The organism is Streptomyces sp. ISL-1, assembly GCF_018614585.1.
GTDB classification, from domain to species: Bacteria; Actinomycetota; Actinomycetes; order Streptomycetales; family Streptomycetaceae; genus Streptomyces; species Streptomyces maoxianensis.
Genome location: NZ_JAGGOI010000024.1, coordinates 109287 through 135428, shown reverse-complemented (window position 1 = coordinate 135428; position 26142 = coordinate 109287). Strand labels below are relative to the sequence as shown.

At 69.8% G+C, this 26142-nt stretch carries 28 protein-coding genes; 18 read left to right on the top strand and 10 right to left on the bottom strand.

What is annotated here, in order from left to right:
* The coding region (locus J7E87_RS18830) for a DEAD/DEAH box helicase (protein WP_374195194.1) at positions 1–1464 on the bottom strand (1464 nt) is incomplete at its 3' end.
* A gap of 515 nt (positions 1465–1979) precedes the next feature.
* On the opposite strand from J7E87_RS18830, the gene J7E87_RS18825 reads away from it, so the two are divergent.
* Positions 1980–2705 (top strand): ferritin-like fold-containing protein, encoded by a 726-nt coding sequence (locus J7E87_RS18825; RefSeq protein WP_215095440.1) that lies wholly within the window; start codon positions 1980–1982, stop codon positions 2703–2705.
* Positions 2706–2802: 97 nt separating this feature from the next.
* Here the strand turns inward: J7E87_RS18825 and J7E87_RS18820 are convergent, their stop codons facing one another.
* The 4 genes from J7E87_RS18820 to J7E87_RS18805 all read right to left on the bottom strand — a co-directional run bounded on the left by J7E87_RS18820 (position 2803) and on the right by J7E87_RS18805 (position 4660).
* Entirely contained in the window at positions 2803–3072 is a 270-nt protein-coding gene (locus J7E87_RS18820) for a hypothetical protein (RefSeq protein WP_215095438.1), read from the bottom strand.
* 184 nt (positions 3073–3256) lie between these two features.
* The gene (locus J7E87_RS18815; protein WP_215095436.1) at positions 3257–3484 is read right to left on the bottom strand and encodes a DUF3107 domain-containing protein; all 228 of its coding nucleotides are present in this window, start codon (positions 3482–3484) and stop codon (positions 3257–3259) included.
* 139 nt (positions 3485–3623) lie between these two features.
* Entirely contained in the window at positions 3624–4265 is a 642-nt protein-coding gene (locus J7E87_RS18810; protein ID WP_215095434.1) for a TetR/AcrR family transcriptional regulator, read from the bottom strand.
* Positions 4266–4411: 146 nt separating this feature from the next.
* The gene (locus J7E87_RS18805; RefSeq protein ID WP_215095432.1) at positions 4412–4660 is read right to left on the bottom strand and encodes a hypothetical protein; all 249 of its coding nucleotides are present in this window, start codon (positions 4658–4660) and stop codon (positions 4412–4414) included.
* A 125-nt stretch (positions 4661–4785) separates the two neighbouring features.
* Here J7E87_RS18805 and J7E87_RS18800 point away from each other — a divergent pair, with 125 nt between their 5' ends.
* The 7 genes from J7E87_RS18800 to moeZ all read left to right on the top strand — a co-directional run bounded on the left by J7E87_RS18800 (position 4786) and on the right by moeZ (position 13360).
* Positions 4786–5751 (top strand): alpha/beta hydrolase, encoded by a 966-nt coding sequence (locus J7E87_RS18800; protein WP_215095431.1) that lies wholly within the window; start codon positions 4786–4788, stop codon positions 5749–5751.
* Positions 5752–5759: 8 nt separating this feature from the next.
* Positions 5760–7175 carry a DUF3152 domain-containing protein gene (locus J7E87_RS18795; RefSeq protein ID WP_215095429.1) on the top strand — a complete coding sequence of 472 codons (1416 nt, stop codon included), beginning with the start codon at positions 5760–5762 and terminating at the stop codon, positions 7173–7175.
* A 284-nt stretch (positions 7176–7459) separates the two neighbouring features.
* Complete coding sequence (locus J7E87_RS18790) at positions 7460–9142, top strand: DUF3492 domain-containing protein (RefSeq protein ID WP_215095427.1); 1683 nt, start codon at positions 7460–7462, stop codon at positions 9140–9142.
* On the top strand, positions 9139–10347 hold the full coding sequence (locus J7E87_RS18785) for a hypothetical protein (protein ID WP_215095425.1): 1209 nt from the start codon (positions 9139–9141) through the stop codon (positions 10345–10347). The genes J7E87_RS18790 and J7E87_RS18785 overlap by 4 nt, the downstream gene beginning before the upstream one ends.
* Before the next feature lie 62 nt (positions 10348–10409).
* Positions 10410–11369 (top strand): NAD(P)-dependent oxidoreductase, encoded by a 960-nt coding sequence (locus tag J7E87_RS18780; protein ID WP_215095423.1) that lies wholly within the window; start codon positions 10410–10412, stop codon positions 11367–11369.
* Positions 11357–12118: a spherulation-specific family 4 protein gene (locus J7E87_RS18775; RefSeq protein WP_215095421.1), complete on the top strand. Its 762-nt coding sequence runs from the start codon at positions 11357–11359 to the stop codon at positions 12116–12118. Before J7E87_RS18780 ends, J7E87_RS18775 begins: the two co-directional genes overlap by 13 nt.
* A gap of 63 nt (positions 12119–12181) precedes the next feature.
* Positions 12182–13360: an adenylyltransferase/sulfurtransferase MoeZ gene (gene moeZ, locus J7E87_RS18770; RefSeq protein WP_215095419.1), complete on the top strand. Its 1179-nt coding sequence runs from the start codon at positions 12182–12184 to the stop codon at positions 13358–13360.
* A 167-nt stretch (positions 13361–13527) separates the two neighbouring features.
* Here moeZ and J7E87_RS18765 read toward each other — a convergent pair whose 3' ends face one another.
* The 5 genes from J7E87_RS18765 to J7E87_RS18745 form a co-directional block, all read right to left on the bottom strand.
* Positions 13528–13842, bottom strand: coding sequence for a hypothetical protein (locus J7E87_RS18765; RefSeq protein ID WP_251017636.1), 315 nt, complete (start codon positions 13840–13842; stop codon positions 13528–13530).
* Positions 13843–14158: 316 nt separating this feature from the next.
* Positions 14159–15274, bottom strand: a complete 1116-nt coding sequence (locus J7E87_RS18760) for a PP2C family protein-serine/threonine phosphatase (RefSeq protein ID WP_308312970.1) — start codon at positions 15272–15274, stop codon at positions 14159–14161.
* A 578-nt stretch (positions 15275–15852) separates the two neighbouring features.
* Positions 15853–16830, bottom strand: a complete 978-nt coding sequence (locus tag J7E87_RS18755) for a tetratricopeptide repeat protein (RefSeq protein ID WP_215095415.1) — start codon at positions 16828–16830, stop codon at positions 15853–15855.
* Positions 16831–17724: 894 nt separating this feature from the next.
* Positions 17725–18258, bottom strand: a complete 534-nt coding sequence (locus tag J7E87_RS18750) for a GNAT family N-acetyltransferase (protein ID WP_308312969.1) — start codon at positions 18256–18258, stop codon at positions 17725–17727.
* Between the two features lie 24 nt (positions 18259–18282).
* Positions 18283–19056 (bottom strand): GntR family transcriptional regulator, encoded by a 774-nt coding sequence (locus J7E87_RS18745; protein ID WP_215095413.1) that lies wholly within the window; start codon positions 19054–19056, stop codon positions 18283–18285.
* 165 nt (positions 19057–19221) lie between these two features.
* On the opposite strand from J7E87_RS18745, the gene J7E87_RS18740 reads away from it, so the two are divergent.
* The 10 genes from J7E87_RS18740 (at position 19222) to repSA (ending at position 26141) form a co-directional block, all read left to right on the top strand.
* Positions 19222–19566: a hypothetical protein gene (locus tag J7E87_RS18740; protein ID WP_215095410.1), complete on the top strand. Its 345-nt coding sequence runs from the start codon at positions 19222–19224 to the stop codon at positions 19564–19566.
* Positions 19567–19571: 5 nt separating this feature from the next.
* The gene (locus J7E87_RS18735) at positions 19572–20942 is read left to right on the top strand and encodes an FtsK/SpoIIIE domain-containing protein (protein ID WP_215095408.1); all 1371 of its coding nucleotides are present in this window, start codon (positions 19572–19574) and stop codon (positions 20940–20942) included.
* A 75-nt stretch (positions 20943–21017) separates the two neighbouring features.
* Positions 21018–21203, top strand: coding sequence for a hypothetical protein (locus J7E87_RS18730; protein WP_215095406.1), 186 nt, complete (start codon positions 21018–21020; stop codon positions 21201–21203).
* A gap of 82 nt (positions 21204–21285) precedes the next feature.
* The gene (locus J7E87_RS18725; protein ID WP_215095404.1) at positions 21286–21966 is read left to right on the top strand and encodes a DUF2637 domain-containing protein; all 681 of its coding nucleotides are present in this window, start codon (positions 21286–21288) and stop codon (positions 21964–21966) included.
* Complete coding sequence (locus J7E87_RS18720; protein ID WP_215095402.1) at positions 21963–22157, top strand: hypothetical protein; 195 nt, start codon at positions 21963–21965, stop codon at positions 22155–22157. The genes J7E87_RS18725 and J7E87_RS18720 overlap by 4 nt, the downstream gene beginning before the upstream one ends.
* Positions 22158–22180: 23 nt before the next feature.
* Positions 22181–22522, top strand: a complete 342-nt coding sequence (locus J7E87_RS18715) for a SpdD-like protein (protein WP_215095400.1) — start codon at positions 22181–22183, stop codon at positions 22520–22522.
* An 89-nt stretch (positions 22523–22611) separates the two neighbouring features.
* The gene (locus J7E87_RS18710) at positions 22612–22830 is read left to right on the top strand and encodes a hypothetical protein (RefSeq protein ID WP_374195193.1); all 219 of its coding nucleotides are present in this window, start codon (positions 22612–22614) and stop codon (positions 22828–22830) included.
* Positions 22830–24338 (top strand): DNA cytosine methyltransferase, encoded by a 1509-nt coding sequence (locus J7E87_RS18705; RefSeq protein ID WP_215095398.1) that lies wholly within the window; start codon positions 22830–22832, stop codon positions 24336–24338. Before J7E87_RS18710 ends, J7E87_RS18705 begins: the two co-directional genes overlap by 1 nt.
* The gene (locus J7E87_RS18700) at positions 24338–24781 is read left to right on the top strand and encodes an ASCH domain-containing protein (protein ID WP_215095396.1); all 444 of its coding nucleotides are present in this window, start codon (positions 24338–24340) and stop codon (positions 24779–24781) included. The genes J7E87_RS18705 and J7E87_RS18700 overlap by 1 nt, the downstream gene beginning before the upstream one ends.
* On the top strand, positions 24774–26141 hold the full coding sequence (gene repSA / locus J7E87_RS18695; RefSeq protein ID WP_215095394.1) for a replication initiator protein RepSA: 1368 nt from the start codon (positions 24774–24776) through the stop codon (positions 26139–26141). The genes J7E87_RS18700 and repSA overlap by 8 nt, the downstream gene beginning before the upstream one ends.
* The last annotated feature ends 1 nt before the right edge of the window (position 26142 follow it).

Below are 26142 nucleotides of genomic sequence, written 5' to 3'. Positions count from 1 at the left end.
CGTCACGGGCTCGGCCTCGACCAGTTCCACCGTCTCCACCGCGGCCGGTGCGCCGACGCGCGTGCGGCGACGGCGGCGCGGGGTCCGCGACTCAGCCGGGGCGTCGGTCGCCTCGGCCGCGTCGGTCGAACCCGTCTCGTCCGGCGTCGTCGTCTCAGGGGCGTCGAACGTGGAGCCGCTTCGGGTACGGCGGCGCTGGCGCGGGGTGCGCGGTGCGCGCTCTTCCCGTGCCGGGGCCGTGGCGGACGGCGAGGACTTGCGGCCGCGGCCGCCCGTCTCGCCGAGGTCCTCGACCTCTTCCGCCCCCAGGCCGGCGCGGGTGCGCTCCGCTCGCGGCAGAACACCCTTCGTGCCGACCGGGATGTCCAGCTCCTCGAACAGGTGCGGCGACGTGGAGTACGTCTCGGCCGGGTCTCCCAGGCCGAGGTCCAGCGCCTTGTTGATCAGCTGCCAGCGCGGGATGTCGTCCCAGTCCACCAGCGTCACGGCTGTACCGGACGCGCCCGCACGGGCCGTACGGCCGACGCGGTGGAGGTAGGTCTTCTCGTCCTCGGGCGACTGGTAGTTGATGACGTGAGTCACACCCTCGACGTCGATGCCACGCGCGGCGACATCGGTGCAGACGAGGACGTCCACCTTGCCGTTGCGGAAGGCCCGCAGCGCCTGCTCGCGCGCGCCCTGGCCCAGGTCGCCGTGGACCGCGCCGGAGGCGAAGCCGCGCCGGGCGAGCTGCTCGGCGATGTCCGCTGCCGTCCGCTTCGTACGGCAGAAGATCATCGCCAGCCCGCGGCCGTCGGCCTGCAGGATGCGCGAGACCAGCTCGGGCTTGTCCATGGAGTGCGCACGGTACACACGCTGCGTGACGTTCGCGACGGTTGCGCCCTCGCCCTCCGGCGAGGTCGCGCGGATGTGCGTGGGCTGCGTCATGTACCGGCGGGCGAGGCCGATGACCGCGCCCGGCATGGTCGCCGAGAACAGCATCGTCTGGCGCTTGGCCGGAAGCATGTTCATGATCTTCTCGACGTCGGGCAGGAAGCCCAGGTCGAGCATCTCGTCGGCCTCGTCGAGGACGAGCCCGCGCACATGCGAGAGGTCGAGCTTGCGCTGGCCGGCCAGGTCGAGCAGACGGCCGGGGGTGCCGACGATCACGTCGACGCCCTTGCGGAGCGCCTCGACCTGCGGTTCGTACGCGCGGCCGCCGTAGATCGCGAGCACGCGCACGTTACGGACCTTGCCGGCGGTCAGCAGGTCATTGGTGACCTGCTGGCACAGCTCGCGGGTGGGAACGACCACCAGCGCCTGCGGGGCGTCGGTCAGCTGCTCGGGCTTCGCCCGGCCCGCCTCGACGTCCGCGGGGACGGTGACACGCTCCAGCAGCGGCAGGCCGAAACCGAGCGTCTTGCCGGTGCCGGTCTTGGCCTGGCCGATGACATCGGAGCCGGAGAGCGCGACGGGGAGCGTCATCTCCTGGATGGGGAACGGGGACATAATGCCGACGGCTTCGAGGGCCTCGGCGGTCTCGGGAAGGATCCCAAGATCCCGGAAAGTTGTAGTCAGGGTGCTGCCTCTTCTGTGAGACGCGGCTCGAGGCGAACGATGGGGGTCGTACCGCACCTGGGTACTGGGCCGGCCGTGGGTTGGCCGGATGGCGCGGGACCACTGCCATCGCTCGAGCGCTCGTGCCGCTGAGGGGGCCCCTCATCTGCGGTCGTACGCAACTGTGCGCACGATTCGCGCGGAGGGCGGTCGGTTGGGAGCCGATCGTGCCACCGACCGGGCATCCTCAAGGGGACTCTGGGGGACTAAATCTCCCAGTCATACACTGCGATCGCCCGCCGAGTAATCAAAACGCTCGACAGGCGCATTACCACTGTACCCCGGATTCGCGCATGTGTGTTGGGTGAATTGGTAGGAACCGAGGTGCGCGCGGGCCTGACCAGCCCCTTCCGCCCTGCGGCAAGCGGGCTATTGTGCGCTTTATGCAGACGCCTGACAACGCCACTGAACACACCGGGATCGCCGCCCAGGACTGGGCAACGGCGTCCGCCGACCCGCAGTACCGCGCCGCCGTCGTGGATCTGCTGGGCGCGCTCGCCTACGGCGAACTCGCGGCCTTCGAGCGGCTCGCCGAGGACGCCAAGCTCGCGCCGACGCTCGGCGACAAGGCCGAGCTGGCGAAGATGGCCTCGGCCGAGTTCCACCACTTCGAGCAGTTGCGGGACCGGCTCAGCGCCATCGAGACCGAGCCGACCGCCGCGATGGAGCCCTTCGCCCAGGCCCTGGACGACTTCCACCGCCAGACCGCGCCGTCCGACTGGCTGGAGGGCCTGGTCAAGGCCTACGTAGGCGATTCGATCGCCAGCGACTTCTACCGCGAGGTCGCGGCCCGGCTCGACACCGACACCCGTGGGCTGGTGCTCGACGTGCTCGACGACACGGGCCACGGGAACTTCGCGGTCGAGAAGGTCCGCGCCGCGATCGAGGCCGAGCCGCGCGTCGGCGGACGGCTCGCACTGTGGGCGCGCCGGCTGATGGGCGAGGCGCTCTCCCAGGCGCAGCGTGTGGTGGCCGACCGCGACGCGCTCTCCACGATGCTCGTCGGCGGTGTGGCGGACGGCTTCGACCTCGCGGAGGTGGGCCGGATGTTTTCCAGGATCACGGAGGCGCACACCAAGCGGATGGCGGCGCTGGGTCTCGCGGCCTAGCTCCGGGGCGGCTCGTGCGGCCTGCGCGACTCCGCAGGGTTCGCCGCCGGTGGCTTCCGCGGCTCCTCGGGCTTCGCGGAAGCCGCGTCGGGCGGCCTCAGAAAGGGAACGCTCGGCGCAGGCGTCGCGTTGACGGCCGGATCAGCAGCGAGAGCAGTACGGCTCCGATCGCCACGGCGCCCAGCAGCGTCGCCAGGAAGTGGCCGGGACCGAGCGCCGCGTGCGTCACATAAGCGCCGAACAGCGCGCCGGCCGGGCCTGTTGTGAAAACCACGCGGCGGGCCGGAAGACGGTCGGGCAGTTGACGGGCAGCCGCCCAGGACAGGGCGAGTCCGAGCAGGACTGAACCGAGCGCTTCCAGCAGCACTGCTGATCACCTCACGGACGCCGGTGCGGGCAAAACGGTCGTAGCCCGTACTACCCGGCCTCCGCGGAACGCAACCCTTCCTGAGCGGCGGACCTGGGCAGCGGACCTGAGCAGCGAAAGAGGGCCCGGCGGGAATTCCCGCCGGGCCCTCCCGCGTACTGCTCCAGTGGCTCGAGCCGCCCTGCTACAGCGCGCCGAATCCCACGCGCCGTGTCGCCGGCTCACCGATCTCGACGTACGCGATACGGTCGGCCGGCACCAGGACCTTGCGGCCCTTGTCGTCCGAGAGGCTGAGCAGCTGCGCCTTGCCGGCCAGCGCGTCACCGACCGCGCGCTCGACCTCCTCGGCGGACTGCCCGCTCTCCAGAACGATCTCCCGGGGCGCGTGCTGCACGCCGATCTTGACCTCCACGGCTATGTCCCTCCGAACGGTCAGCGATGCGCGGTCAGCCGCGCTGTACGCAGCACACATTAGCCCGGCCGACGGACGGGGCCGACGTCCGCGGGGAACGCCAGGAGCGAACACCCCGCGTCCGCGCCGCCGCAGCGCCTCAGCGCTGGTCCGTGCCGTGCAGCGGGAAGCCCGCGATACCCCGCCACGCCAGCGAGGTGAGCAGCTGCACCGCCGTGTCGCGCGGGATGCCGGAGCCGCTGGAGAGCCAGTACCTCGCCACCACCTGGGAGACCCCCCCGAGGCCAACGGCCAGCAGCATGGATTCCTCATTGGACAGGCCCGTGTCCTCGGCGATCACGTCCGAGATCGCTTCGGCGCACTGGAGCGAGACCCGGTCCACGCGCTCGCGCACCGCGGGCTCGTTCGTCAGGTCGGACTCGAAGACCAGCCGGAAGGCGCCGCCCTCCTCCTCGACGTACGCGAAATAGGCGTCCATCGTGGCGGCGACGCGGAGCTTGTTGTCGGTCGTCGACGCCAACGCCGTACGGACCGCGTGCAGCAGTGACTCGCAGTGCTGGTCAAGCAGGGCCAGGTAGAGCTCGAGCTTGCCCGGGAAGTGCTGGTAGAGCACGGGCTTGCTGACGCCGGCCCGCTCGGCGATGTCGTCCATCGCGGCCGCGTGATAGCCCTGGGCCACGAAAACTTCCTGGGCAGCGCCCAGGAGCTGGTTCCTGCGGGCTCGGCGTGGCAGGCGTGTGCCCCGTGGGCGCGCTGCCTCTGTCTGCTCGATGGCTGTCACGCCGCCTCCCAAAATTCGTTCCGTGCGCGCTGTGCGCCGCGCCGCCATCGTACTTTTGGGTAACCCGGCTGTGCGTGCTGCGAGCGCAGAATTTCACGGACCGGACGGTCCCGGTAGCTCCCTATTCGGGGGCAAAGAGGGGCAGGTCACCGATAGTCGTCCTCGTCGAGAGAGACAACTCGGGCCTGTTCAACGACATCGGCCTCGTTCGCGGTGAGCGGGTCGATGTCGGTCAGCGGGTCGTCGTGCTCCGCTCGTACGTCGGCGAGCTGCTCGGCGGCGTCGGCCTCAGGGACCTCTTCGTCGAGTTCGGTGTCGTCCAGGTCCTCTTCCGCTTCGAAGCTGTCCGGGTCGACGGGATCGACGACATCCGGGTCAGTGGGATCGACAGGCATGAGGCACCGCTTCCATGGAGAGCTGCCTTTACCTATGAGCGTAGGAGGTACTGATTCAAGACGCTACGCGATGTGTGATGCCGAACACACGAACCACAGTGTGATCGTCTCGTAACATTGCCCGCATGTCTTCGACCGAGCTGCCGGGAGTTCGCGCCATCACCGCCGCGGCGGCCCCCAGGGTCGCTGCCGTACGGGTCGCCGAGGGGGAGGAACTGAGCTCCGTCGCGCTGCCCGGACTGACCCTCACCGTCAGATCCCGGCCCCCGGCACGCACCGGACTGCCGCCCGCCCTCTATGTGCACGGGCTCGGCGGCTCCTCGCTGAACTGGTCGGCGCTGATGCAGCTGCTCGACGACGTCGTGGACGGCGAGGCGGTCGACCTGCCCGGGTTCGGGGACTCGCCGCCGCCGGACGACGGCGACTACTCGGTCACCGGGCACGCCCGGGCGGTGATCCGGCATCTGGACGCGGCCGGGCGCGGGCCCGTGCATCTGCTCGGGAACTCCCTGGGCGGCGCGGTAGCCACCCGGGTCGCGGCCGTCAGGCCCGATCTGGTGCGGACACTCACCCTTGTCTCGCCCGCCCTGCCCGAGCTGCGTGTCCAGCGCTCCGCCGTGCCCACCGCCCTGCTCGCGCTGCCCGGGGTCGCCTCGCTGTTCAGCAGGCTCACCAAGGACTGGACGGCCGAGCAGCGCACCAGGGGTGTGATGGCGCTCTGTTACGGAGACCCCGGTCGGGTCGACGACGAAGGGTTGCGCAATGCTGTGGAGGAGATGGAGCGGCGTATGCAGCTCCCGTACTTCTGGGAAGTGATGGCCCGGTCGGCGCGTGGCATCGTTGACGCGTACACGCTCGGCGGTCAGCACGGACTGTGGCGGCAGGCGGAGCGGGTGCTCGCGCCGACGCTCCTGGTGTACGGGGGGCGGGACCAGCTCGTTGCCTACCGCATGGCGCGCAGGGCGGCGGCGGCCTTCCGGGACTCCCGGTTGCTGTCTCTCCCGGACGCCGGACACGTCGCCATGATGGAGTACCCGGAAACGGTCGCTCTGGCCTTCCGGGAACTGGTGAACGACTTCGACAGGAGCTGAATCGGGGCGTGGGACGACACAGCCGCAAAGGCCCCGCACCCAGGGGCTCCGAATCGGACGACAGTTCCGGCATACGGCCCGCCGGTGGGCCGCAGAGCGTGGGCCCGGACACCGGCGGCGGGCGGCGCGGGCGTGGGGCCGCGCCCGGTTCCGAGCAGCACACCCCTTCCGGGTACGGCGGCCCTTCCGGCGACGGCCCCTCCCAGTACGGCACGCCGCGGGCCAGGGGCGGACACCCCGAGCAGCGTGAGGCGGGCGGCGGCTGGGGCGTCCCGCAGCGGTACGAGAACAGGCCGGGCGGACAGGGCGGAGCGGGCGCGCCGCGGGTGCGGACACCCCTCGCGCCGCCGCGGACGGTCCCCACGGGGGCGCGGATACCGGGCCCGAGACGGGAGTTCGTCGAGGCTTTCGATCCGCCGCAGTCCCAGTCCCAGTCCCAGTCCCAGGCCCAGGCCCGGCCCCAGTCGCAACAGGCCAGGGTGCCGGGTCCGCGGCGGGACGATCCGTATGCCTCCGTCACCTCCTGGGACGACGTTCCCGACCTCGTCTCCGAGCCGGATGTCCCCGATGACGACGAGGAAGCGCCCGAGGAGCAGCCCGCCAAGGCCGGCAAGGGCCGCACCTTCACCGGGATCGCCGCCGCCGCGGTGGCCACCGTTCTCGCTGTCGTCGTGGCCGGACAGGTCGTCGGCGACGGCTCCGGCGCATCGAGCGCACAGTCCGCGGGCGAGGACAGGAAGGCCGCGGAGAGTCCGGCGTCCCGCTCCGTCGGCCGGCAGGCGCCGCCGAAGGCCGCGCCGCCCGCCGCTCCGGCCGCCCCGGTCGCGTACGCAAAGCTGATGGCCACTCAGTTCTCGATCGATCCGAAGCTGACGGGGAGCGGGGAATTCGAGGCGGTGCCCGGCTTCGAGAAGGCACCGGGCAAGGGCCGCAAGATCCGCTACCGGGTGGATGTCGAGAAGGCTCTCGGACTGGACGGCGAGCTCTTCGCCAGGGCGGTCCAGGAAACTCTCAACGACGAGCGGAGCTGGGCGCACGGCGGGGCGATGACCTTCGAGCGGATCTCGTCCGGTGAGCCGGAATTCGTCATCACGCTGGCGAGTCCGGGGACCACCGCGGAGTGGTGCGCCAAATCCGGTCTGGACACGACCGCCGACAATGTCAGCTGCGACTCCGCCTCCACCGACCGCGTGATGATCAACGCGTACCGCTGGGCGCAGGGCTCGGAGACGTACGGCGACAAGGCGATGTTCCCCTACCGTCAGATGCTCATCAACCACGAGGTCGGGCACCGGCTCGGGCATGGGCATGTGAACTGCCGCACGCCGGGAGCGCTGGCACCGGTGATGCAGCAGCAGACCAAGTCCCTGGACGTCGACGGGATCCAGTGCAAGCCCAACCCCTGGGTGCACCCCACCGGTTGAGGCCGGCGAAGCAGTTCCCCGCCGCCGAGCCCGCGCTGGATACGGTGCTCGCCGCGGCCCGCCGCTCCGCCCCAAGGATCTGGCCGCAGCCTGACACTCCGTAGTCAAATACCCGCGTAGCGCGACGGAACGCTACCTGGGTGGGAAAGTTACGTGCATTCACCCCTTCCGGTGGCGTGATGGACAACCGTCCGTCGCGCCACCGGAGTACCGGCTTACCGTCTTCCCGCTGTGAGTCGCCGGACCAACGGTGGCCGCCCACAAGGGAGATCGGGGGTGCACCGGTGCGGATCGGACTGCTTACGGAAGGTGGTTATCCGTATGCGACAGGTGATCAAAGGCTGTGGTGCGACCGGCTTGTGCAGGGGCTCGCGCAGCACGAGTTCGACATCTACGCGCTCAGCCGCAGCGCGCGGCAGGAGGACCACGGCTGGATCCCGCTCCCGCCGCAGGTGCAGCGCGTGCGCACCGCCCCGCTCTGGGCGCCCGAGGACGACGGACGCACATACGGGCGGCGTGAACGACGGCGCTTCGTCGGCCACTTCAAGGAACTCGCCGCCGCTGTCTGCGGCGAGGGCGACGGTTTCGCCGACGGGCTGTACGGGCTCGCCGAACTCGCCCACGAGCGCGGGGGCCTCTACGCCGCCCTGCGCTCCGAACTCGCCGTCCGCGTCATCGAATCCGCCTGCCGTGCCCACGGCGCACGCCGCACCGTGCGCGCCGCCGCCGTCCCCGACTACCTGGCCTTCGCCGACCAGTTGGAGCGCGCGCTACGCCCGCTCTCCCTCGACTGGTACGGCGAGGACGGCCTCGGCGCGGTCGACCTCTGCCACGCCGCTTCCGGCGGATCCGCTGCCCTGTCCGGCCTGGTGGCCAAACGCTTCTTCGGGGTCCCGCTGCTGGTCACGGAGTACGGCGTTCAGCTGCGCGCGCACTATCTGGCCGCGAGCGACGGTGAGCTGACAGCGCCGGTACGGGCCCTGCTCGCCGCCTTCCAGGGACGGCTCGCCGCCGAGGTGTACACCCAGGCATCCGTCATCACGCCCGGCAACACGCACGCCCGGCGCTGGCAGGAGAAATGCGGCGCCGACCGCGCCAAGCTGCGGACCGTCTATCCCGGAATGGAGGCGGACCGTTTCGCGGCGGTGGGGGAAGCGGTGGGGGAGGGCGCGGACAGTGGCGACCCGTACACCCTCGTCTGGGTCGGCAGGATCGATCCCGCCAAAGACCTCATCGCGCTCCTCCACGCCTTCGCCGAGGTGCGCAAGAAGGAGCCGCTGGCCCGGCTGCGGCTGTTCGGCGCGCCGGTGCGGGAGCCCGAGGCGGCGACGTATCTCGCCCACTGCAAGGCGCTGGCCGCCCAGCTCTTCCCGGACGAGGCGGCCGACGCGCACGCCGTCGGCACCAACCCGGTCTCCTTCGAGGAGATCGGCGGACCCGAAGCCCCGGAGGTCGCCGACGCGTACGCCTCCGGGGGCGTGGTCGTCCTGTCCAGCGTCGTCGAGGGCTTCCCGATCAGCCTGGTCGAGGCGATGTTCTGTGGCCGCGCGACGGTGTCGACGGATGTCGGCGCCGTCGTCGAAGTCATCGGCGGTACGGGCCTCGTCGTGCCCCCGCGCAATCCGCGGGCGCTCGCGGACGCCTGCCTCGCGCTGCTGCGCGACCCGGAGCGCCGCGAACGGCTGGGCGCCGCCGCGCGCGCCCGGGCGCTCGAACTCTTCACGGTCGAACAGAACCTGACGGCATTTCGCGGCATTTACCTGGAGCTGATCTCGCACTCCCCGGTGCAGCGCGAGGCCGTGAACGAGGACGGCGAACCGCTGCCCTTCGCCCATCCCGCCGAGGCGTATGTACCGGGCCACTGGGCGGGCGGCGGCGCTCCGTCCAAGGGCCGCACTCCACGCTGGGCGGACGGGCCGGGGCTCGTCGCCGCGGCGGCGGGCACGGCAGGGGAGGCAAGCGCATGAGTACGCCCCGCATCACCGAGGCCGGTCAGGGCGCGCCCGCAAGGCCGGGCAAGCCCCCCGCCCTGCGCCGTGGCCCCGCCGACCCCGTCAAGGCGCTCATGCACCACCACCGGGAACTGTGCGAGCGGGCCGTCGATCCCCTGGAGATAGCCGCGGGCCTCGAAGCCCACGGCGTCACCGACCGGACCGCCGCGCGCTTTCGTCACCGGGACGTCTTCTCGCTCGCCGAAGAGCTGTACGCGCGCGTGCCGCGCGGAGCGGAGTCGGGTCCCGGCCCCGCACGTACGGGGGCGCGCGTCGACGAATCGCGATCCGGACAGGCCGGGCGCGCCGGGCGCGCGCTCCTCACGCTGTTGCCGGGCGCCGTATGCGCCCTCGCCGTCGTCGGCCTGGAGGCGACCGACGGCGCGGCCCGGCTCGTGGCGGGGGCCGCGGGCGCGGTCGGTACCGTCGTCGCGCTCGCCCTCTGCCTGCGGCGCGGGCCGCTGCGCGCGGCGGGGCGTACCGTCCCCGCGCTGCGCCTGTGGACTCTCTGGCTGCTGGCGTACGCGGCGTACGGCGAAGGCATGCTGGAGCAGATCGCCGGCGGGGGACCCCAAGGACCTCTGCCGCTGACCGCCGCCCCGCTAGTCGCCCTCGCCCTCGCCGTCGCCCCGGCAGCCTGGTGCGCCCGCCTGTTCTCCGTACACGCCCGGCGCAAGCTGGACGGCAGCCGTGGTCTGGAGGAGTTCGCGTCCGGCGCACGCCCCCTGCTGCTCGGAGTCGCACTGCTCTTCGTCTGCGCCCTCACCGCGCTCCTCGCGCTGGCCGGGCTCGTCCTCCCGCACAAGGCCCTCACCCCCGCAGTCGCCCTCGGCGCCCTGCTCTTCCTGGCCCGGCTGCTCATCGTCCACGGCTTCGCCGCGGCCGCGGCCGCGGGACTCGCCGCCGCCTGCGCCGCCGAAGTCGCGGCCCCCGTGCTGCTGCTGGCCGGACGGCTGCCCCGCTGCGGCTTCCTGGCGAGCCCCATCGAGGCGGCGGTCGGCTCCTGGGGCGCCGGATCCCTGCCGGCAATCGCCTGCGGTGCCGCCGCCCTCGGCCTGCTGACCCACGCCACCGCGGCCTTGTCCCGGGCCTCGGCGCACACCGTCCAGACCGTCCGCGGAGCCGACACGGCGGACGAACCCCGGCAGCACCAGCAGCCGCATCGACAGCAACACCCTTAAGGAGAAAGCGACATGACCCCCGAACCCCCAACTTCGGCCCGTCGGCACCGAGGGGCCGCGCGATGAGGGTGCTGCTGCTCGGTGCCAATGGATTCCTCGGCCGCTTCGTCGCCGACCGGCTGCTCGCCGACCCGGCCGTGCACCTCACCGCCCTCGGGCGCGGCGACGACGCCGACGTACGCTTCGACCTCGCCGGCGGCAGCCCGGGCGCGCTCACCCGCTTCCTGGGCGCCGTCCACCCCGGCGTCGTCATCAACTGCGCCGGCGCCACCCGCGGCGGCGCCCGCGATCTGACCAGGCACAACACCGTCGCCGTCGCCACCGTCTGCGAGGCTCTGCGCCGCAGCGGCTGCGGCGCCCGGCTCGTTCAGCTGGGCTGCGCCTCCGAGTACGGGCCCTCCCAGCAGGGCTCGTCCACCGCGGAGGACGCGATTCCGCGCCCCGGCGGGCCGTACGGCGTCAGCAAGCTCGCCGCCACCGAGCTGGTGCTCGGCTCCGGCCTGGACGCCGTCGTACTGCGGGTCTTCTCGCCCGTCGGCCCCGGCACCCCGGCCGGCTCCCCGCTCGGCCGCCTCGCCGAGGCGATGCGCCGGGCCATGCAGTCGGGCGACGGCGAACTGAAGCTCAGCGGCCTCGGAGTGCAGCGTGACTTCGTCGACGTACGGGATGTGGCGCGCGCCGTGCACGCCGCCTCCCTGTCCGCCGCGCAGGGCGTCGTCAACATCGGCACGGGACGTGCCGTACGGCTGCGCGACGCGGCCGCCGTGCTGGCCCGGGTCGCGGGCTACGCGGGCGCGCTGCACGAGCTCGACGGGCCCTCCGGCCGCCCGTCCATCGGCGCGCCGCGCTCCGAATCCGTACTGGAGCAGCTGTCCGCCACCCCCGCGCCGTACCCCGACGGCTGCGGCAGCTGGCAGCAGGCGGATGTCCGCACGGCCCGCGACCGGCTCGGCTGGCGTCCCCGTATCAACCTCGAAGAATCCCTGGCCGACATCTGGATGGAGGCAGCATGCCGCATCTGACCACGACCGGCACCCAGCTCTCCGCGACCAGCGCGGAGAGGCTCGGCTTCGGTGTCCCCGGCTACGCCCACCCGCTGCTCGCCCCCGTCGAATGGGCCGAACTGACCCGTCCCGGCACGCCTTTGCACTGGGTCGTCCTCAATGTCGACGACGGCCCCGGCGACCGCCCCGACCCGCACTGCCTGGAAGCCACGGGCAAGGTGCGCAACGCGGGCGTGCAGGTGCTCGGGCACATCGACATGGCGCACGGATCGCGCCCCTTCGGGGATGTCGTCTCCGATGCGCAGCACTACCTCGAGTGGTACCGCGTGGACGGCTTCCTGCTGGATCGCTGTCCTACGGACCGGGCCGATCTGCACGAGGTGCGGCGTACGACGGCGACGCTGGAGGCGGTCCTCGACGGCGGGCATCTGGTCCTCGGCCACGGCTCGCACCCCTACCCCGGTTATGCGGAGGTCGCCGACCAGCTGGTCACCTTCTCCGGGCCATGGACCGATTATCGCTGGTCGCAGGTGGCGGAGTGGACCGCGGACTATCCGCCGGAGCGGTTCGCGCACTTCGTCCACGGGGTGCCGCGCACCCATCTGGAGGAGGCCACCCGCATCGCGCGCTGGCAGGGCGCGGGGACGATCTTCTTCACCGACCGGACCGCGCGCTCCGACCACAGAGGACATAGCACCGCATTCGAGGCACTGCCCGGCTACTGGGACGAAATCGTCTCGCAGATCGGACCGGGTGTCTCGGAATGAGGAGGGCCGTGGCAGTGTTACGGAAAGAACCACCGTACTGACATACCGACCAACGGAGTCCCCGTGTCGCTGCCACCCCTGGTCGAGCCAGCTGCTGAGCTCACCGTCGACGAGGTCCGCAGGTACTCCCGCCACCTGATCATCCCGGATGTCGGGATGGACGGGCAGAAGCGGCTGAAGAACGCCCGTGTGCTGTGTGTGGGCGCCGGCGGCCTGGGTTCGCCGGCTCTGATGTACCTCGCCGCGGCGGGCGTCGGCACGCTCGGCATCGTGGAGTTCGACGAGGTCGACGAGTCGAACCTGCAGCGCCAGATCATCCACAGCCAGGCCGACATCGGCCGCTCCAAGGCCCAGTCCGCGAGGGACTCGGTGCTCGGCATCAACCCGTACGTGAACGTCGTCCTGCACGAAGAGCGGCTCGAGGCCGAGAACGTGATGGACATCTTCAGCCAGTACGACCTGATCGTCGACGGCACGGACAACTTCGCGACCCGCTACCTGGTCAACGACGCGTGCGTGCTGCTGAACAAGCCGTACGTCTGGGGCTCCATCTACCGCTTCGACGGCCAGGCCAGCGTGTTCTGGTCGGAGCACGGTCCCTGCTACCGCTGCCTCTACCCCGAGCCCCCGCCGCCCGGCATGGTCCCGAGCTGCGCCGAGGGCGGCGTGCTCGGCGTGCTCTGCGCGTCCATCGGCTCCATCCAGGTCAACGAGGCCATCAAGCTGCTCGCGGGCATCGGCGAGCCGCTGGTAGGCCGGCTGATGATCTACGACGCCCTGGAGATGCAGTACCGCCAGGTCAAGGTCCGCAAGGACCCGGAGTGCGCGGTCTGCGGCGAGAACCCCACCGTCACCGAGCTCATCGACTACGAGGCCTTCTGCGGCGTCGTGTCCGAGGAGGCCCAGGAGGCGGCGGCCGGTTCGACGATCACTCCCAAGCAGCTCAAGGAGTGGATCGACGACGGCGAGAGCATCGAGATCATCGACGTCCGTGAGGTCAACGAGTACGAGATCGTCTCGATCCCCGGCGCCAGGCTGATCCCGAAGAACGAGTTCCTGATGGGCACCGCGCTGGCGACGCTGCCGCAGGACAAGAAGATCGTCCTGCACTGCAAGACGGGTGTCCGCAGTGCGGAAGTCCTCGCGGTGCTCAAGTCCGCGGGCTTCGCGGACGCGGTGCACGTCGGCGGCGGCGTGATCGGGTGGGTCAACCAGATCGAGCCGGACAAGCCGATCTACTAATCAGCCCTTCCGCTGACCAGCGGGACAGAAGAAGCCCACGGCTCTGACCAGTTCAGATGCCGTGGGCTTCTGTCGTTGTCGGTCGGCGTCGGGCGCCCTCGCACGGCCCAGAGACGGCCCGGACTTCGCGCAGGGCCGTCGTCAGTTTCCTCAGTGCCTGGGCAGCCCTACAGGTCAACACGGGACTCGATGTCCCCCCGCCTGAAAACGACGTGTGCCGGGCGGAAGGGCAGACTGCGCAGAGTCGGCTCCAAGACCTTGAAGAGAGCATCTGCATCAGGCCCGTAGGCGTAGACCACAGCCTTGCCCCCTCCGAACTCGTTGCCGTCGACCTCGCCGACACCGGCCTCCTCGGCCGCCGCCGCCATCACCTCCTCAGCCTCGTAGACCCGCTCTCGCTGGTCGGCGTCGCCAAAACCGCCAGCAGCAAGCAGGAAGTGGGCGATGACGGCGTGTTCCTCATACCCGATGTCAGGGGCCATGGGTGTCTCCATGCCGGACACACTCTCATCGGGCTCTGACATCGCACTGCCTCAGCTCCGCCGCTGCTCGAATCCGCCACGACCTCTTCGTCCCGAACTACCGGCGGGACGGTCGCTGAGGTTTGCCGGGCTGGTCAGCCGGTTGCCTGGGGCTGGTAGCGGTCAGCTGCGGTCGCGGTGGTTGCTGTACTTCGCTGCTGTACTGCAACGGCTCGCGAGGCCCCTTGCGTCCGTCTTGGGAGCAGCCAAAACTCTGAGCTCGGTGCCCGCGTACACGTTCTGCCGGCCAGCTACTTGGCTCGCGATGCTTGAGTAATCACGCCTGAGGTGTGGGTTGGCGCTTGATCGCGATCATGGCGGCGTCGTCGCCCAGCCGTCCGCCGACGTGGTCGAGCAGATCACGCCGGAGGCGATGCAGGAATGCGTCGGGGTTGCTCTGGGTCCAGCCTGTGATTCGCTCGGTGAGTGGATAGAAGGCGCCGGTGGAGTCGCGGGCCTCGATGACCCCGTCCGTGTAGAGCAGCAGGAGGTCTCCTACCTCGAACGTGAATGCGTCGACGTGGTAGCGAGTGGACGCCAGTTCGCCGAGGCCCAGCGGAGGCGCGGGCTGGTAGGCATCGATCGTCGTGGCGCGGCCGTTTCGCAGCACAATCGGCGGTGGATGCCCGCAGTCGATCATGTCGACCATGCTGTCCTGGTCGGGGATGTCCAGAATGGCGGCGGTGATGAAGGTCTCTCCGGCCCAGTCCGTCTCGCCGGGTTCGGCCAGGTTCCAGCACACGCTTCCATCGAGATAGTCCACCAGTTCGACCAGAGTCGCCTGCCGATGGGCGGCGGCCCAGAACGCGCCGAGCAGCAGGGCGGCGTCACCGACGGAGCTCATGCCTTTGCCCCGCACATCGCCGACGATCAGCCGGGTGCTGGAGCTCGTGCGTACGGCCGCATACAGGTCGCCGCCGATCTGGGCCTCGGCCTCCGCGGCAAGATACAGGGAGGCGACTCGCAGCGGTCCGATCTGCTTGGGCAGCGGCCGCAGGACCACTCGCTGGGCGGTCTCGGACACGTACCGCACTTGCGTCAGCTCTCTGGCGTGGCGCTCCCGCAGCACGCAGAAGATCACGAGGCTCGATCCGACCAGGACCAGGGCGCCGATCTGTGCCTGGTGGTTCGCCGAGAACAACTCGTCCCGATCGCGCAGCACCGCGATGAACACCTGAGCCACCACCGCGAGGACGGCGACCAGGCCCGTCAGCCAGGGGCCGGCGAACGACGCGGTGATCGCCGGGGCTGCGACCAGCAAAGGACCCAGGTGAATATCGGCCGGCGCAAGAACGTCGATCACGACAAGCGCCACTATCAGCGCGATCGGGACGGCCGCCATCGCATGACCCGCTCGCACCGACCGGCGAAGACCGACGAGGTGCTGCGACACACCTCCTCTCTACACCTGCCCTGCCCGACGCGCACAGCCAGGCAATGGCAGGCCCAGTCGCCCTGGAGGCGCTCCGTCTCCCCAAGCCCCATCCCTCCACCGCGCCCCACCAGCCAAGTCGGCAGACCTAACGGGCACTATTGGGTAGGTGGAGTCTCAATGGCGCAGTCAAGCGCCGGCGCCGGGTCCTGGTGCACTTGTTTGGAAGACGAGTGATGCGGGTGCGGCCTGGGCTGGGAATCGTCTGACCTGGGCTTGACCGCTGCTCTGGCCGTCGTTCCCTGTGAGTCCCCATCGCTTCCCGCCGGATCGGGCACGCAAAGGGCACGGGGTCTCTGGCAGCAGATCGTAGGGGCGTTGGCCTACTTCCTGCCCTGGTTTTGAGTGTGCCACCTGCGGTCGCTCGACGCCTGCGGCTTCTGACCTGGGCAGGCATGAGCGTGGTCTGTCTACCGAGTCGAGAGTTTCCACCGCTGGCTGGATCGAGGGAGGGCTGCGATCAGCCCCGACTGCCGCACTGCAGGTCATTTGACCACGTGGAGTCCATGATCTTCCGGCGGTGTGTGCCGCTGTTGGTGTCAATCGTCGATGTCCATGTATGCCGGCGGCACCTGGGCCGCGGATGGGAGCGCAGGGACGTGCGGCGTTGGAGCGAGTTCCGCAGGCAGAGGGGCATCTGCAGCAGACGGCTGTACCCGATCGCCACGACCCCTGCCGGTGAGCACCCGCCATAGGCCCCGCTGCTGCACGGCGGTGTCGAGATTGTTCAGGGCCCGGCCTTCGCCATCGTGGTCGCCGAATTCGATGAAACGGGCGGCGGCATGTTGGTGGGCGTCGATGGCCTCGTCGAACCGCCGCACCTGCTGCAGGGCGCTGCCGAGGTTGTTCAGGGCCTGGCCTTCGCCATCGTGGTCGCCGAGTTCGGTGAAATGGGCGGCGGCCTGTTGGTGGGCGTCGATGGCCTCGTGGAACCGCCGCACCTGCTGCAGGGCGCTGCCGAGGTTGTTGAGGGCCTGGGCTTCGCGGTGGTGGTCGCCGAGTTCGGTGAATCGGGCGGCGGCCTGTTGGTGGGCGTCGATGGCCTGGTCGAATCGCCGCATCTGCTGCAGGGCGCTGCCGAGGTTGTTGAGGGCCTGGCCTTCGCGGTGGTGGTCGCCGAGTTCGGTGAATCGGGTGGCGGCATGCTGGTGGGCGTCGATGGCCTCGTCGAACTGCCGCACCTGCTGCAGCGCGGTGCCGAGGTTGTTGAGGGCCTGGGCTTCGCGGTGGTGGTCGCCGAGTTCGGTGAATCGGGTGGCGGCATGTTGGTGGGCGTCGATGGCCTCGTCGAATCGCCGCACCTGCTGCAGCGCGGTGCCGAGGTTGTTCAGGGCCTGGCCTTCGCCGTGGCGTTCGCCGAGCTCGCGGCAGATAAGGAGGTCCTGCTGGTGGGTCGCTATGGCCTCGTCGAACTGCCGCACCTGCTGCAGCGCAGTGCCGAGACTGTTCAGCGCCCGGCCTTCGCCGTGGCGTTCGCCGAGCTCGCGGCAGATAGTAAGGTCCTGCTGATAGCTCATGGTCTCTCCAGGGGCGTCGCGCGCCCGCCCTGACTGCCTGTTCCCCACGTTGTCGAGCAACGGCGTGGCCAGGGCGGTGCAACCCGTTTCATGCTGACACTCTCAGTGATCAGCGAAATACGGAGCGCGGCAACCGGTCCGGTACGAGCCCCCCCCCAACCGGATGGCACATTCGCCCGTCTGGCGGACGTACGTAAGGGGCACGAGATTGGCGGCCGCCTCGCCATCTCACTCAATCAAGCCAGTTCAGGTCAAAGCAGTACGACCCGGCCGACTTCGTCGCGACAGACAGAGGTCGGTGGAGCGGGTTTGGCCGGTGTCCTGCCCGGTTTGGGGTCGTGCATGATCAGGGGGCCGTACGCTTGCCGGCTACTCGGGCAGGCTTCACCTCTGCCCGCAATGTGTCCGAGTGGCCCCCTGGTCTTGCTCGACGCGGGACCCGAATCGGGGAGTGTGGGTAAAGCCGTGGAGCCGACCGTCCCCACCCCCGGCCTGGTTCTTTTCGCCCCCTTGTGGGCGCGGGCGGGCGACGACGTGCGGCCCCGGTGGCGTAGACATGGAGGGGCAAGCGCGGCGGCGTCCGGCCGGCGCCGCCGCACTCCGTGCGGCACCTCGGATCTCTGATCAGACTGCTACGCAGTTCAGGAGGCCGGGAAAGCAGACGCTCGATGCGTCAACTGTGGTGTTCTCCCGAGCGTCCGCCTCATCCCCCGGGCCTGACGTCTGATGTCCTTGCTGTCTCCTGGGGCCACTCGGGTCCACGGCAGGCATGGGACGGTGCTGGTGACATGGGGCTTGGCTGCGGTGGGAGCCTGGGTCGGTCAGCGAGCGCAGCGAGCCTTGATGATGTAGGGAAACTCTGTCCGCGCTGCCGCTTATCGCTCGCGCCGCTGGTCAGTCGGTTGGTGCGACAAAGCAAAGAGCGGACGTCTGCTGCCCTTCGCCGTAGGTGTGAGTGGTGCTTCCGATGATCTGGCAGCCGAGCCGCTCATAGAGACGGATCGCAGCAGCATCCTTAGTCATGACATCGCCAACGAGGGCGAGGTTCTGCCTTCGGGCGTACGAGGCGGCTTCCCGGACGAGGCTTTCACCTACAGCTTTCCCTCTCGCCTGTGGCAGCACGAAGAGCCTTGCAAGAACGCCGACTTGGTCCTCTGATGCCTGCGCTTGCTTGAGGTAGAGCGAAACAGCTTCTTCGCCCTGTGGCCGGCTGACCGCGACATGGCCCACGACTTGCCCTGCTATCTCGGCCACCCACGCTTCGAGCAGTCCCGGCGGGCTCAGCCATCCCTGAGGGTCGTCCACGCCTTCCACGGGATAGCCGTCGGTGGTGTGAACTGTCACGAGCCCGGCGGCAGTGTCGGGGAGATCCTCGTCAGTGCGAGTCCGGATGATCACGTTTGGCTCGGTTGTTGCGTCAGCATTCACGGAGAACTCCTGAGCTTTGACTTCTCATTCGACGGGGACGTTGTAACTGAGTCCGTTCATGTCGGCACGCATCACGAACCTGGTCACCTCGTAGGGTTCGCCGTCCTGGTCGATGCTGGTGTGCATCACCTCGATGACGGGCACGCCGGGAGACAGGTTCAGGTATCCGACTTCGTCCGGTGTGGGCATGCGTGCCGTGATCTCATCGCTGATACGGGCCATCGCGTGGCCCTTGTCTTCGAAGACTCCGTGAATTCCGTACTGGTGAGGGACCTCCGCTTGAAGGAGGCCCGTTCCCTGCGCGATGCGCCATGGGATCCATGTCGTCACGCGATAGACGGGGTCTGTATCCGCGTAGAACACATTCTCTCGACGCACTACGGACTTGGTCTTGTCGGAGACCTTGAGCTGGTCCGCTAGGGCGTTGTCCGGCTTGATGCGCTCGATGCCAAGGACTTCGAACCTTCCGACCTTGCCCTGCTTCGCGCATTCCACAAGGAACGGCGACAGTCCTGATTCGCGGTACTTCGGTGAGTATCTATCGCTGCCCAGGCGAATAAGGGGCTGCTTCACGCGAACGAACACGCCCCGACCATGCTCAGCGACCACCAGCCCTTCTTGGGCGAGGATCTTCAGGGCTTCGTCGACTGTGTTGCGGACGGCCCCGAACCGCTCCGCAAGCTTGCGCTGGGACGGGAGCTTCGCGCCGGGCGCATGCTGCCCGCTTTCGATCTCTTTGCGGAGTTGATCCGCGATCCGTCGACTCAGCGGCCTTCGATCTTCGGCCTGGTCGGTCATCACTACCTCTCCTAGTGGCTGGCGCCAGTTTACGTCCTGGCTTGCGCCAGTTCCATGCAGGGGGTTGACGCAACTGGCTTGAGCCAGTTCTACTGGTGCAAGCCAGTTCAACTGGCGTGCGCCACTTGCCAGTTGGATCAACCCTCCCAGCAAGGAGTAAGACTCATGCGCAGGATGCCTCTGAAAACCGAAGCCATGACGCTGATGCTCATCCAGGCTCCGGAGAAGAAGGTCAAGAACCAGAAGACCGGCGAGATCGCGGTCGACAAGCAGTCTGGCCAGGTTCAGTACAACGTGAACGTGGCCGTGATCGTGGACGGTCGGCCGGATGCCGTGACCGTCGTGGTCACCGAGGACGGCATTCAGCCGGACCTGGTACCCGGTATGCCGGTGGCTCTGCCCGGTCTGTACGCCACCCCGTGGGAGAACGAGTTCGGGCACGGCATCAGCTTCAAGGCAACCGCGGTGATGGCTGCGCAGGTACCGGCCGCCTCCAACGGCAAGGCCTGATCGCCATGAGCGGAGGAACGCTCTTAGCGCTGGCGGTGATAGGTACCGCCCTGCTCCTGGTGGCCCGTGTCAAGGCCCCGGCCGTGTACTGGACCCTGGTCGGTCTCCCGGCCGCGCTGTACCGGGTCTTCTCCTCCTACCGCCGGACCATGGAAGCCTGTGAGCTGACCGTCACCCCTCCGTGGTGGCGGGTCTTCGCCCACAAGCTGTCCGCCGGCGACACCGTGTCCCGACCCGGCATCCCGAAGGTGCGCGGGATACGCCCCACCACCACCGGACTCCGGCTCCGTCTGCGGCTCGCCGCGGGACTGGCTCCGGAAGACGTGGTCAAGTCGGCCGAACGACTGCGGCACGCTTGGGGCGTCTACTCCGTCCACGTCGCCGAGATCAAGCCCGGTGTGGTCGACCTGCGGCTAACCGGCTTCGACGTCCTCGGTCATGTGCGGATGCCCCGCCGGCTGGCAGTTGGCCCGCTCTCCGTCAGTGTCGCTCTGCGGGAAGACGGCCTGCCGTTCGTCCGCAACTACCAGGACATCCCGCACGGCCTCACCCTGGGCGCGAACAAGTCGGGCAAGTCGATGTATCAACGCTGCCTGATCAAAGGGCTCGCGCCGCTGGATGTCGCCATCGTGGGCATCGACTGCAAACGCGGCGTGGAACAGAGCCCGTTCGCCACGCGTCTGTCGGCGCTCGCCATCACTCCGGATCAGGCCGAAGGGCTGCTGGACGCGCTGATCGTAGAGATGGAAGCGCGGTTCGACCTGCTGTGCCTGCACCAGGGCATCGGCCCCGCCACCCCACTGGAAGACATCACCTCGGACATCTGGGGCCTGCCCAAGCAGCTCCGCCCGACCCCGATCGTGGTCCTGATCGATGAGATCGCCGAACTGTTCCTGATCCCCTCCAAGACGGACACCGCCCGCCGGGACCGCATGGTCACGCAACTGGTCCGCCTCGCGCAGCTGGCCCGTGCGGTGGGGATCTATCTGGAGGTGTGCGGGCAGCGCTTCGGCTCCGAACTCGGCAAGGGCGCAACCGCCCTGCGGGCACAGCTCACCGGCCGAGTGGTGCACCGCTGCAACGACAAGCAGACCGCCGACATGGGCCTGGGCGACATCAACGAACTCGCCGTCGTCGCCGCGACCGCCATCGCTGCCGAACGCGCCGGTACCGCGATCGCCGGGGACTCCTCCGGTGGCTGGTCCCGCATCCGCACCCCGAGGACATCGCTGGGTGAAGTCGCCGCCGTGTGCCGCGAGTTCGCGCACCTCACCCCGAACGTTCCGGCACTGGAGCCGTTCCGCCCCGAGGCCAGCATCCCCGCCGAAGTCCCGGCGCCGCCCGCCGCAACGGTGACGGTCCCCGAGTCCTGGTAACACCCCCTTCCCCCGGTCGGCATGACCGCCTTCGCGCCACGTCCCTACCCCTCCCATGCCTGAAAGGAGAAGCCCGTGACCGCAGCCAAGCGTTCCGCCCGCCGAACAGCCAAGCCCAAGCCCACACCGTGCCCGGACTGCACCACCGGCCAGGTCTCCGAGTCCTTCAAGGTCGGCACCCGCAGCAAGCGCGAGAGCAGCGACCGGCAGGAAGCCCTCTGTCTCACCTGCTTCGGCACCGGCCAAGCCCCGACCGACTGATCCCCGCCGGGTGCCGGGCGGCAGGACCCGTGAGCCCCGCCCGGCCCCGCCCCCAACCCCCTTGTGAAGGAGGTGAAGACCCGTGACCCACTCGACCCGCTCGGTCCGGCCCGATGCCGTACTCGTTCAGGCCGTGATCGCCGGTGCGCTGTCCTTCGCCCACCTGCACGACATCGCCGCCGCTGCCGGACAAGACGGCTGGAAAGCCTGGGCCTACCCCATCAGCGTCGACCTTCTGCTGGTCGCCGCCTGGCGTCGCCTGCGCATCCTCCGCTCCTCCGGGGGCCCGACTCGTGCCGCGTGGACCTGGTTCGCCGTCGCCCTGGCCGCATCCCTGGGGGCCAACGTGGCGACTGCGGGCCTGCTCGATCTGACCGACGTGCCCGCCTGGCTGCGCATCCTGGTGGCCGGCTGGCCCGCCCTCGCCTTCCTCGGCGGCACCCTCCTCGTCCACACCCCAACGCAGCTGCGCACCGAGACGCCGAAGACGGCTCCGGCTGCCGAACCGGCCCCGGACATCGCCGTGAGCCGCGAAGCACCCGCCCCAGTACCGCCTCCCGAGGCTGCTCCGGTTCCGGCTCTGCCGCCCGCCATCGCGGTGCCTCCCGCGCTCCTGGCACACGCCCGCAAGGTCGCAGACGCGCACCGCACCACCACCGGCCACCCGATCGACACCGCAACGCTGCGCACCCGCCTCGGCGTCGCCCCGCAGCTCGCCGACGCCATCGCCCACCAGATCACTGAAGGGACTGAACCCTCGTGAACGTCGAACTGCCCCTGATCCTCGTGGTCGCCATCTTCGGCTACTTCGGGATCAAGATGCTGCGCCCGCCGACCTGGCTGATCGTCGTGCTCCTCCTCGGCGGCTTCCTCCTCGCCGACACCTTCCTCGCCCCGGCCATCGAATCCAGCACCAGGACCGGTGTCGACGTCGTCAACGGCACCACCAAGTAACCAGCCCAGAAGGGAGATCCACCATGCTCCGCCCGCGCATCCCGACCATGCCCACACCCACCGGCATCGTTGCCCCGCTCGTCCACCCGGCGGCTCCGCTCGAGCAGCACCAGCACGCTCCGGTGTGCTCCTGCCAGCACCCCGCCCCGGCTCCCGCTGCGATGCCCTCGGCACCCGCTGCCGCACCTGCTGTCCGGCTCACACCGGCCGGCCTTCTCGTGGCCGTGGGTGGCGGCGCCGCTGTCGTCCTGGTGGTCGGCGCGGTGCTCGTCTCGCTCCTGCTCGCGGTCGCCATCACCGCCGCGTCCGTCGCGGTCTGTGCCGTGGTCCTGCGCTCCATGCTCAACAACCCGCGCCAGCGCTGACCGGCCCTCCGGGCGGCCTCTACCGCCAAGTATCCGCCGCCCGGACGGCCCAAGCCCCTACCCGACTTCATCAACCGGAAGGAATCTCCATGATGCCCGACCGCACGGATCGTGCTGCCCGGATCTGCCCGGACTGCGACGGCTTCCCCGTTGTCGCCATCACCACCGGCACCCGCGACCAGGACGGCACCCGCACCACCCTGACCGTCGTCTGCCCGGCCTGCCACGGCACCGGCACAGCGCCCCTCTGGCTCGTCACCACCCGCCGCCCCGCCGCTGCCTCGTCCGGGCAGGAGGCAGTCCGGTGATGCGCCGATCCGCTACCTCCCGGCCGACGTCCATCCATCTGTTCTGCGGTGCCGGTGGGGACTCCGACGGGTTCCGCCGCGCCGGCTTCGACGTGGTGCTGGGCGCCAACCACTGGCCACGGGCTGTCGAGACCCATGCGGCCAACTTTCCCGAGGCCGAGCACCTCTGCGTGGATCTGGACCACTACGACATGCGGCGTCTGCCCAAGGCCCGGGTCCTGGTCGGTTCCCCGATCTGCACCGAGGGCAGCCCCGCCGACGGCATCAGCCGCCCCAAGCCCCCGCCCACCCCCGGCCAACTGGATCTGTTGGAAGAGGGACCGATCCAGGACGCCGCGTGGGAGCGCACCCGGGCCACCGCCTACGACATCCTGCGCGCCGCCGAGGTCCACAACTTCGACGCCGTCGTCTGCGAGAACGTCCCCCGCTTCGCCACCGCCTGGCCGCTGTTCTCCTGGTGGCTGCACGCCTGGGAAATCCTCGGCTTCCGCCACCAGATCGTGTCCGTCACCGCTGCTCACATCGGCGCGGACGACAACCCGCACGCCCCGCAGTGGCGGGACCGCATCTTCATCGTCTTCACCCGACGGGAATTGCGGGCGCCGAACCTCGATGTCCGCCCGCCCGCCTGGTGCTCCGGCTGCGAACAGGACGTATCGGCCGTCCAGTCCTGGCGCAACGGCCGGAAGATCGGCAAGTACCGGCAGCAGTACGACTTCCGCTGCCCCAACCCCGCCTGCCGTCATCAGATCGTCGAACCGTACGTACGGCCCGCAGCCGGTGCGATCAACTGGTCAGACCCCGGTATCCGTATCGGTGACCGGCACACCAAGGGCATGAAGCCCCTCGCCTTATCCACCCTGCGCAAGATCCGCCTCGGACTGGACAAGCACCGGGTGCCCTCCGTGGTCACGGTCAACCACAGCGACCAGGGCGACGGCCGCGCCTTCCCCGCACTGGCGGCGCCGCTGCCCACCCGCACCGTGCGGATCGGCGACGGCATCGCCATCCCGCCGCTGCTGGTCCCCGTCGGCGGCAGCTGGAACACCGATGCGGCCGCGGTCACCGTGCCCATGCGCACCCGCACCACCCGCGAAAGCGAAGCCCTGCTGCTGCCCGGCCCGTTCATCACCGAGCACCGCGGCGGCGGCTCCACCACCCGGGCCATCGGCGACCCGCTGGCCGCGATCACCGCCGGAGGCAACCACCACGGCCTGGTCATCCCCTACCGCAGGGGCGGCCCGACCACGACCCGGACACCGCTGCACACCATCGCCACCCGGGAGTCAGCGGGCGTGGTGCTCGGAGCCGACAGCCCGCCAGAGCAGATCGATCCGGAGGACTGCTACTTCCGCATGCTGTCCGCCCGTGAGCACCTGCGCGCCCAGCGCTTCACCGACGACTACACCGTCCTGGGCCACGGGGGAGAGCAGACCAAGCAGGCCGGAAACGCCGTGCCCGCCAACGTCGCCCAATGGATCGCCTCCGCTCTGCTGGAGGTGCTCTGATGCCCCAGCCCCACGCTCGCGAACTGGACACCGCCCCCGTCCTGGCGCTCACCGTGCGGCAGCCCTGGGCAAGCGCCATCGCCTATGCCACGAAGCGGATCGAGAACCGCAGCTGGCCCACCGACCACCGGGGTCTGGTCCTCATCCACGCCGGGCGCACCACTGACCCGAACGCGAAAGACGCACCGCTGGCCCGCCCGTTCCTGCGCCGCCCCTTCCCCAAGGGCGCGATCGTCGCGGTCGCCCGCCTGGAGGGCTGCCACGAAGATGACGGCTACTGCACCCTTTGGTCCGGCCGTAGCCCTTGGCATTGGCGACTGTCCACTGTCGTCCCGCTCGCCGAGCCGCTGCCGTGGCCCGGCGCACGTGGCCTGTGGAGCCCACCCCCGGGGCTGCTCGCCTCCCCGCTCCTCGCAGACGCGCTGGAGGCGGCCCGTGCCTGACACGCTGGACCCGACCACCCTGGGCGACCTGCTCAGGGTGGCTTCGGCCCCCGACTTCGACCGCTGGCAAGACCAGATCAAGAGGACCGGCGGATGCGCCCAACCCATCCACCTCACCGGCTGGAGCCTGACCCGCGACAAAACCTCGGGTCAGGTCCTGCACACCTACTCCACGCAGGACGAGCCCGGCGGCCGGCTGCGCATCGCCTGCGGCAACCGCCGCGCCTCCCGCTGCCAGCCCTGCGCCTACCTCTACGCCGGCGACGCCTACCGCCTCGTCCGCGCGGGCCTCACCGGCGACGACACCATGAACATCCCCACCGCGGTACGCGAGCGGCCCCGTGTCTTCACCACGCTGACCGCCCCGTCCTTCGGCCGTGTGCACAACATCCCCGACACCGGCCGCTGCCGCTGCGGTGCTCGCCACCGTGAGGACGATCCCGCCCTCGGCACGGCGCTCGACCCGGCAACGTACGACTACGCGGGCGCGGTGCTGTTCAACAACCACGCAGGCGAGTTGTGGCACCGGTTCATCAACCGGCTCCGCCGCGAGCTCGCCGCCGCCGCAGGACTCACGCAGAAGGCGTTCAAGGAGACAGTACGGCTGTCGTTCAACAAGGTCGCGGAGTTCCAAAAGCGCGGTGCGATCCACTTCCACGCGGTCATCCGCATCGACGGACCGAGCGGACCCGACAGCACGCCCCCGGTTTGGGCCACGCTCGACCTGCTCACCGACGCGATCCGCGCAGCCAGAAAGCATCCGTACACCACGGTGACGGTGCCCGCTGTCGACGGGCAGCCCGCCCGCACCTTGTGCTGGGGCAAGAAGCTCGACGTCCAGCCCATACAGGCCTTCGACGACGGTGACGACATCAGCGAACAGAAGGTCGCCGCCTACGTAGCCAAGTACGCCACCAAGGCAGCCGAGACCACCGGCGCACTCGATCGCCGCGTCGGCGAACTCGCCGAACTCGACCAACACCACGTGCCCGACCACGCACGCCGTCTCATCCGCGCGTGCTGGGACCTCGACCCGCTCTACCCCGAACGGAAGCTGTGGGCCTGGGCGCACATGCTCGGTTTCCGCGGCCACTTCCTCACCAAGTCCCGCCGCTACTCCTCCACCTTCGCCGAACGGCGTCAGGTCCGTGCCGACTACCGCGCAGCCGAGCAACGCCGAACCCTCGGCCTGCCCGAGCCCGACACCACACTCGTCCTCGCCGACTGGCGATACGCCGGCCACGGCCACACACCCGGCGAATCCGCTCTCGCCGCATCCATCGCCGAAGACATCCGCATCAACCGAGAAACCGCCCGCGAAGCCCTGTGCGACCAGCTCACCGACGAAAGGGAGTGCTGAC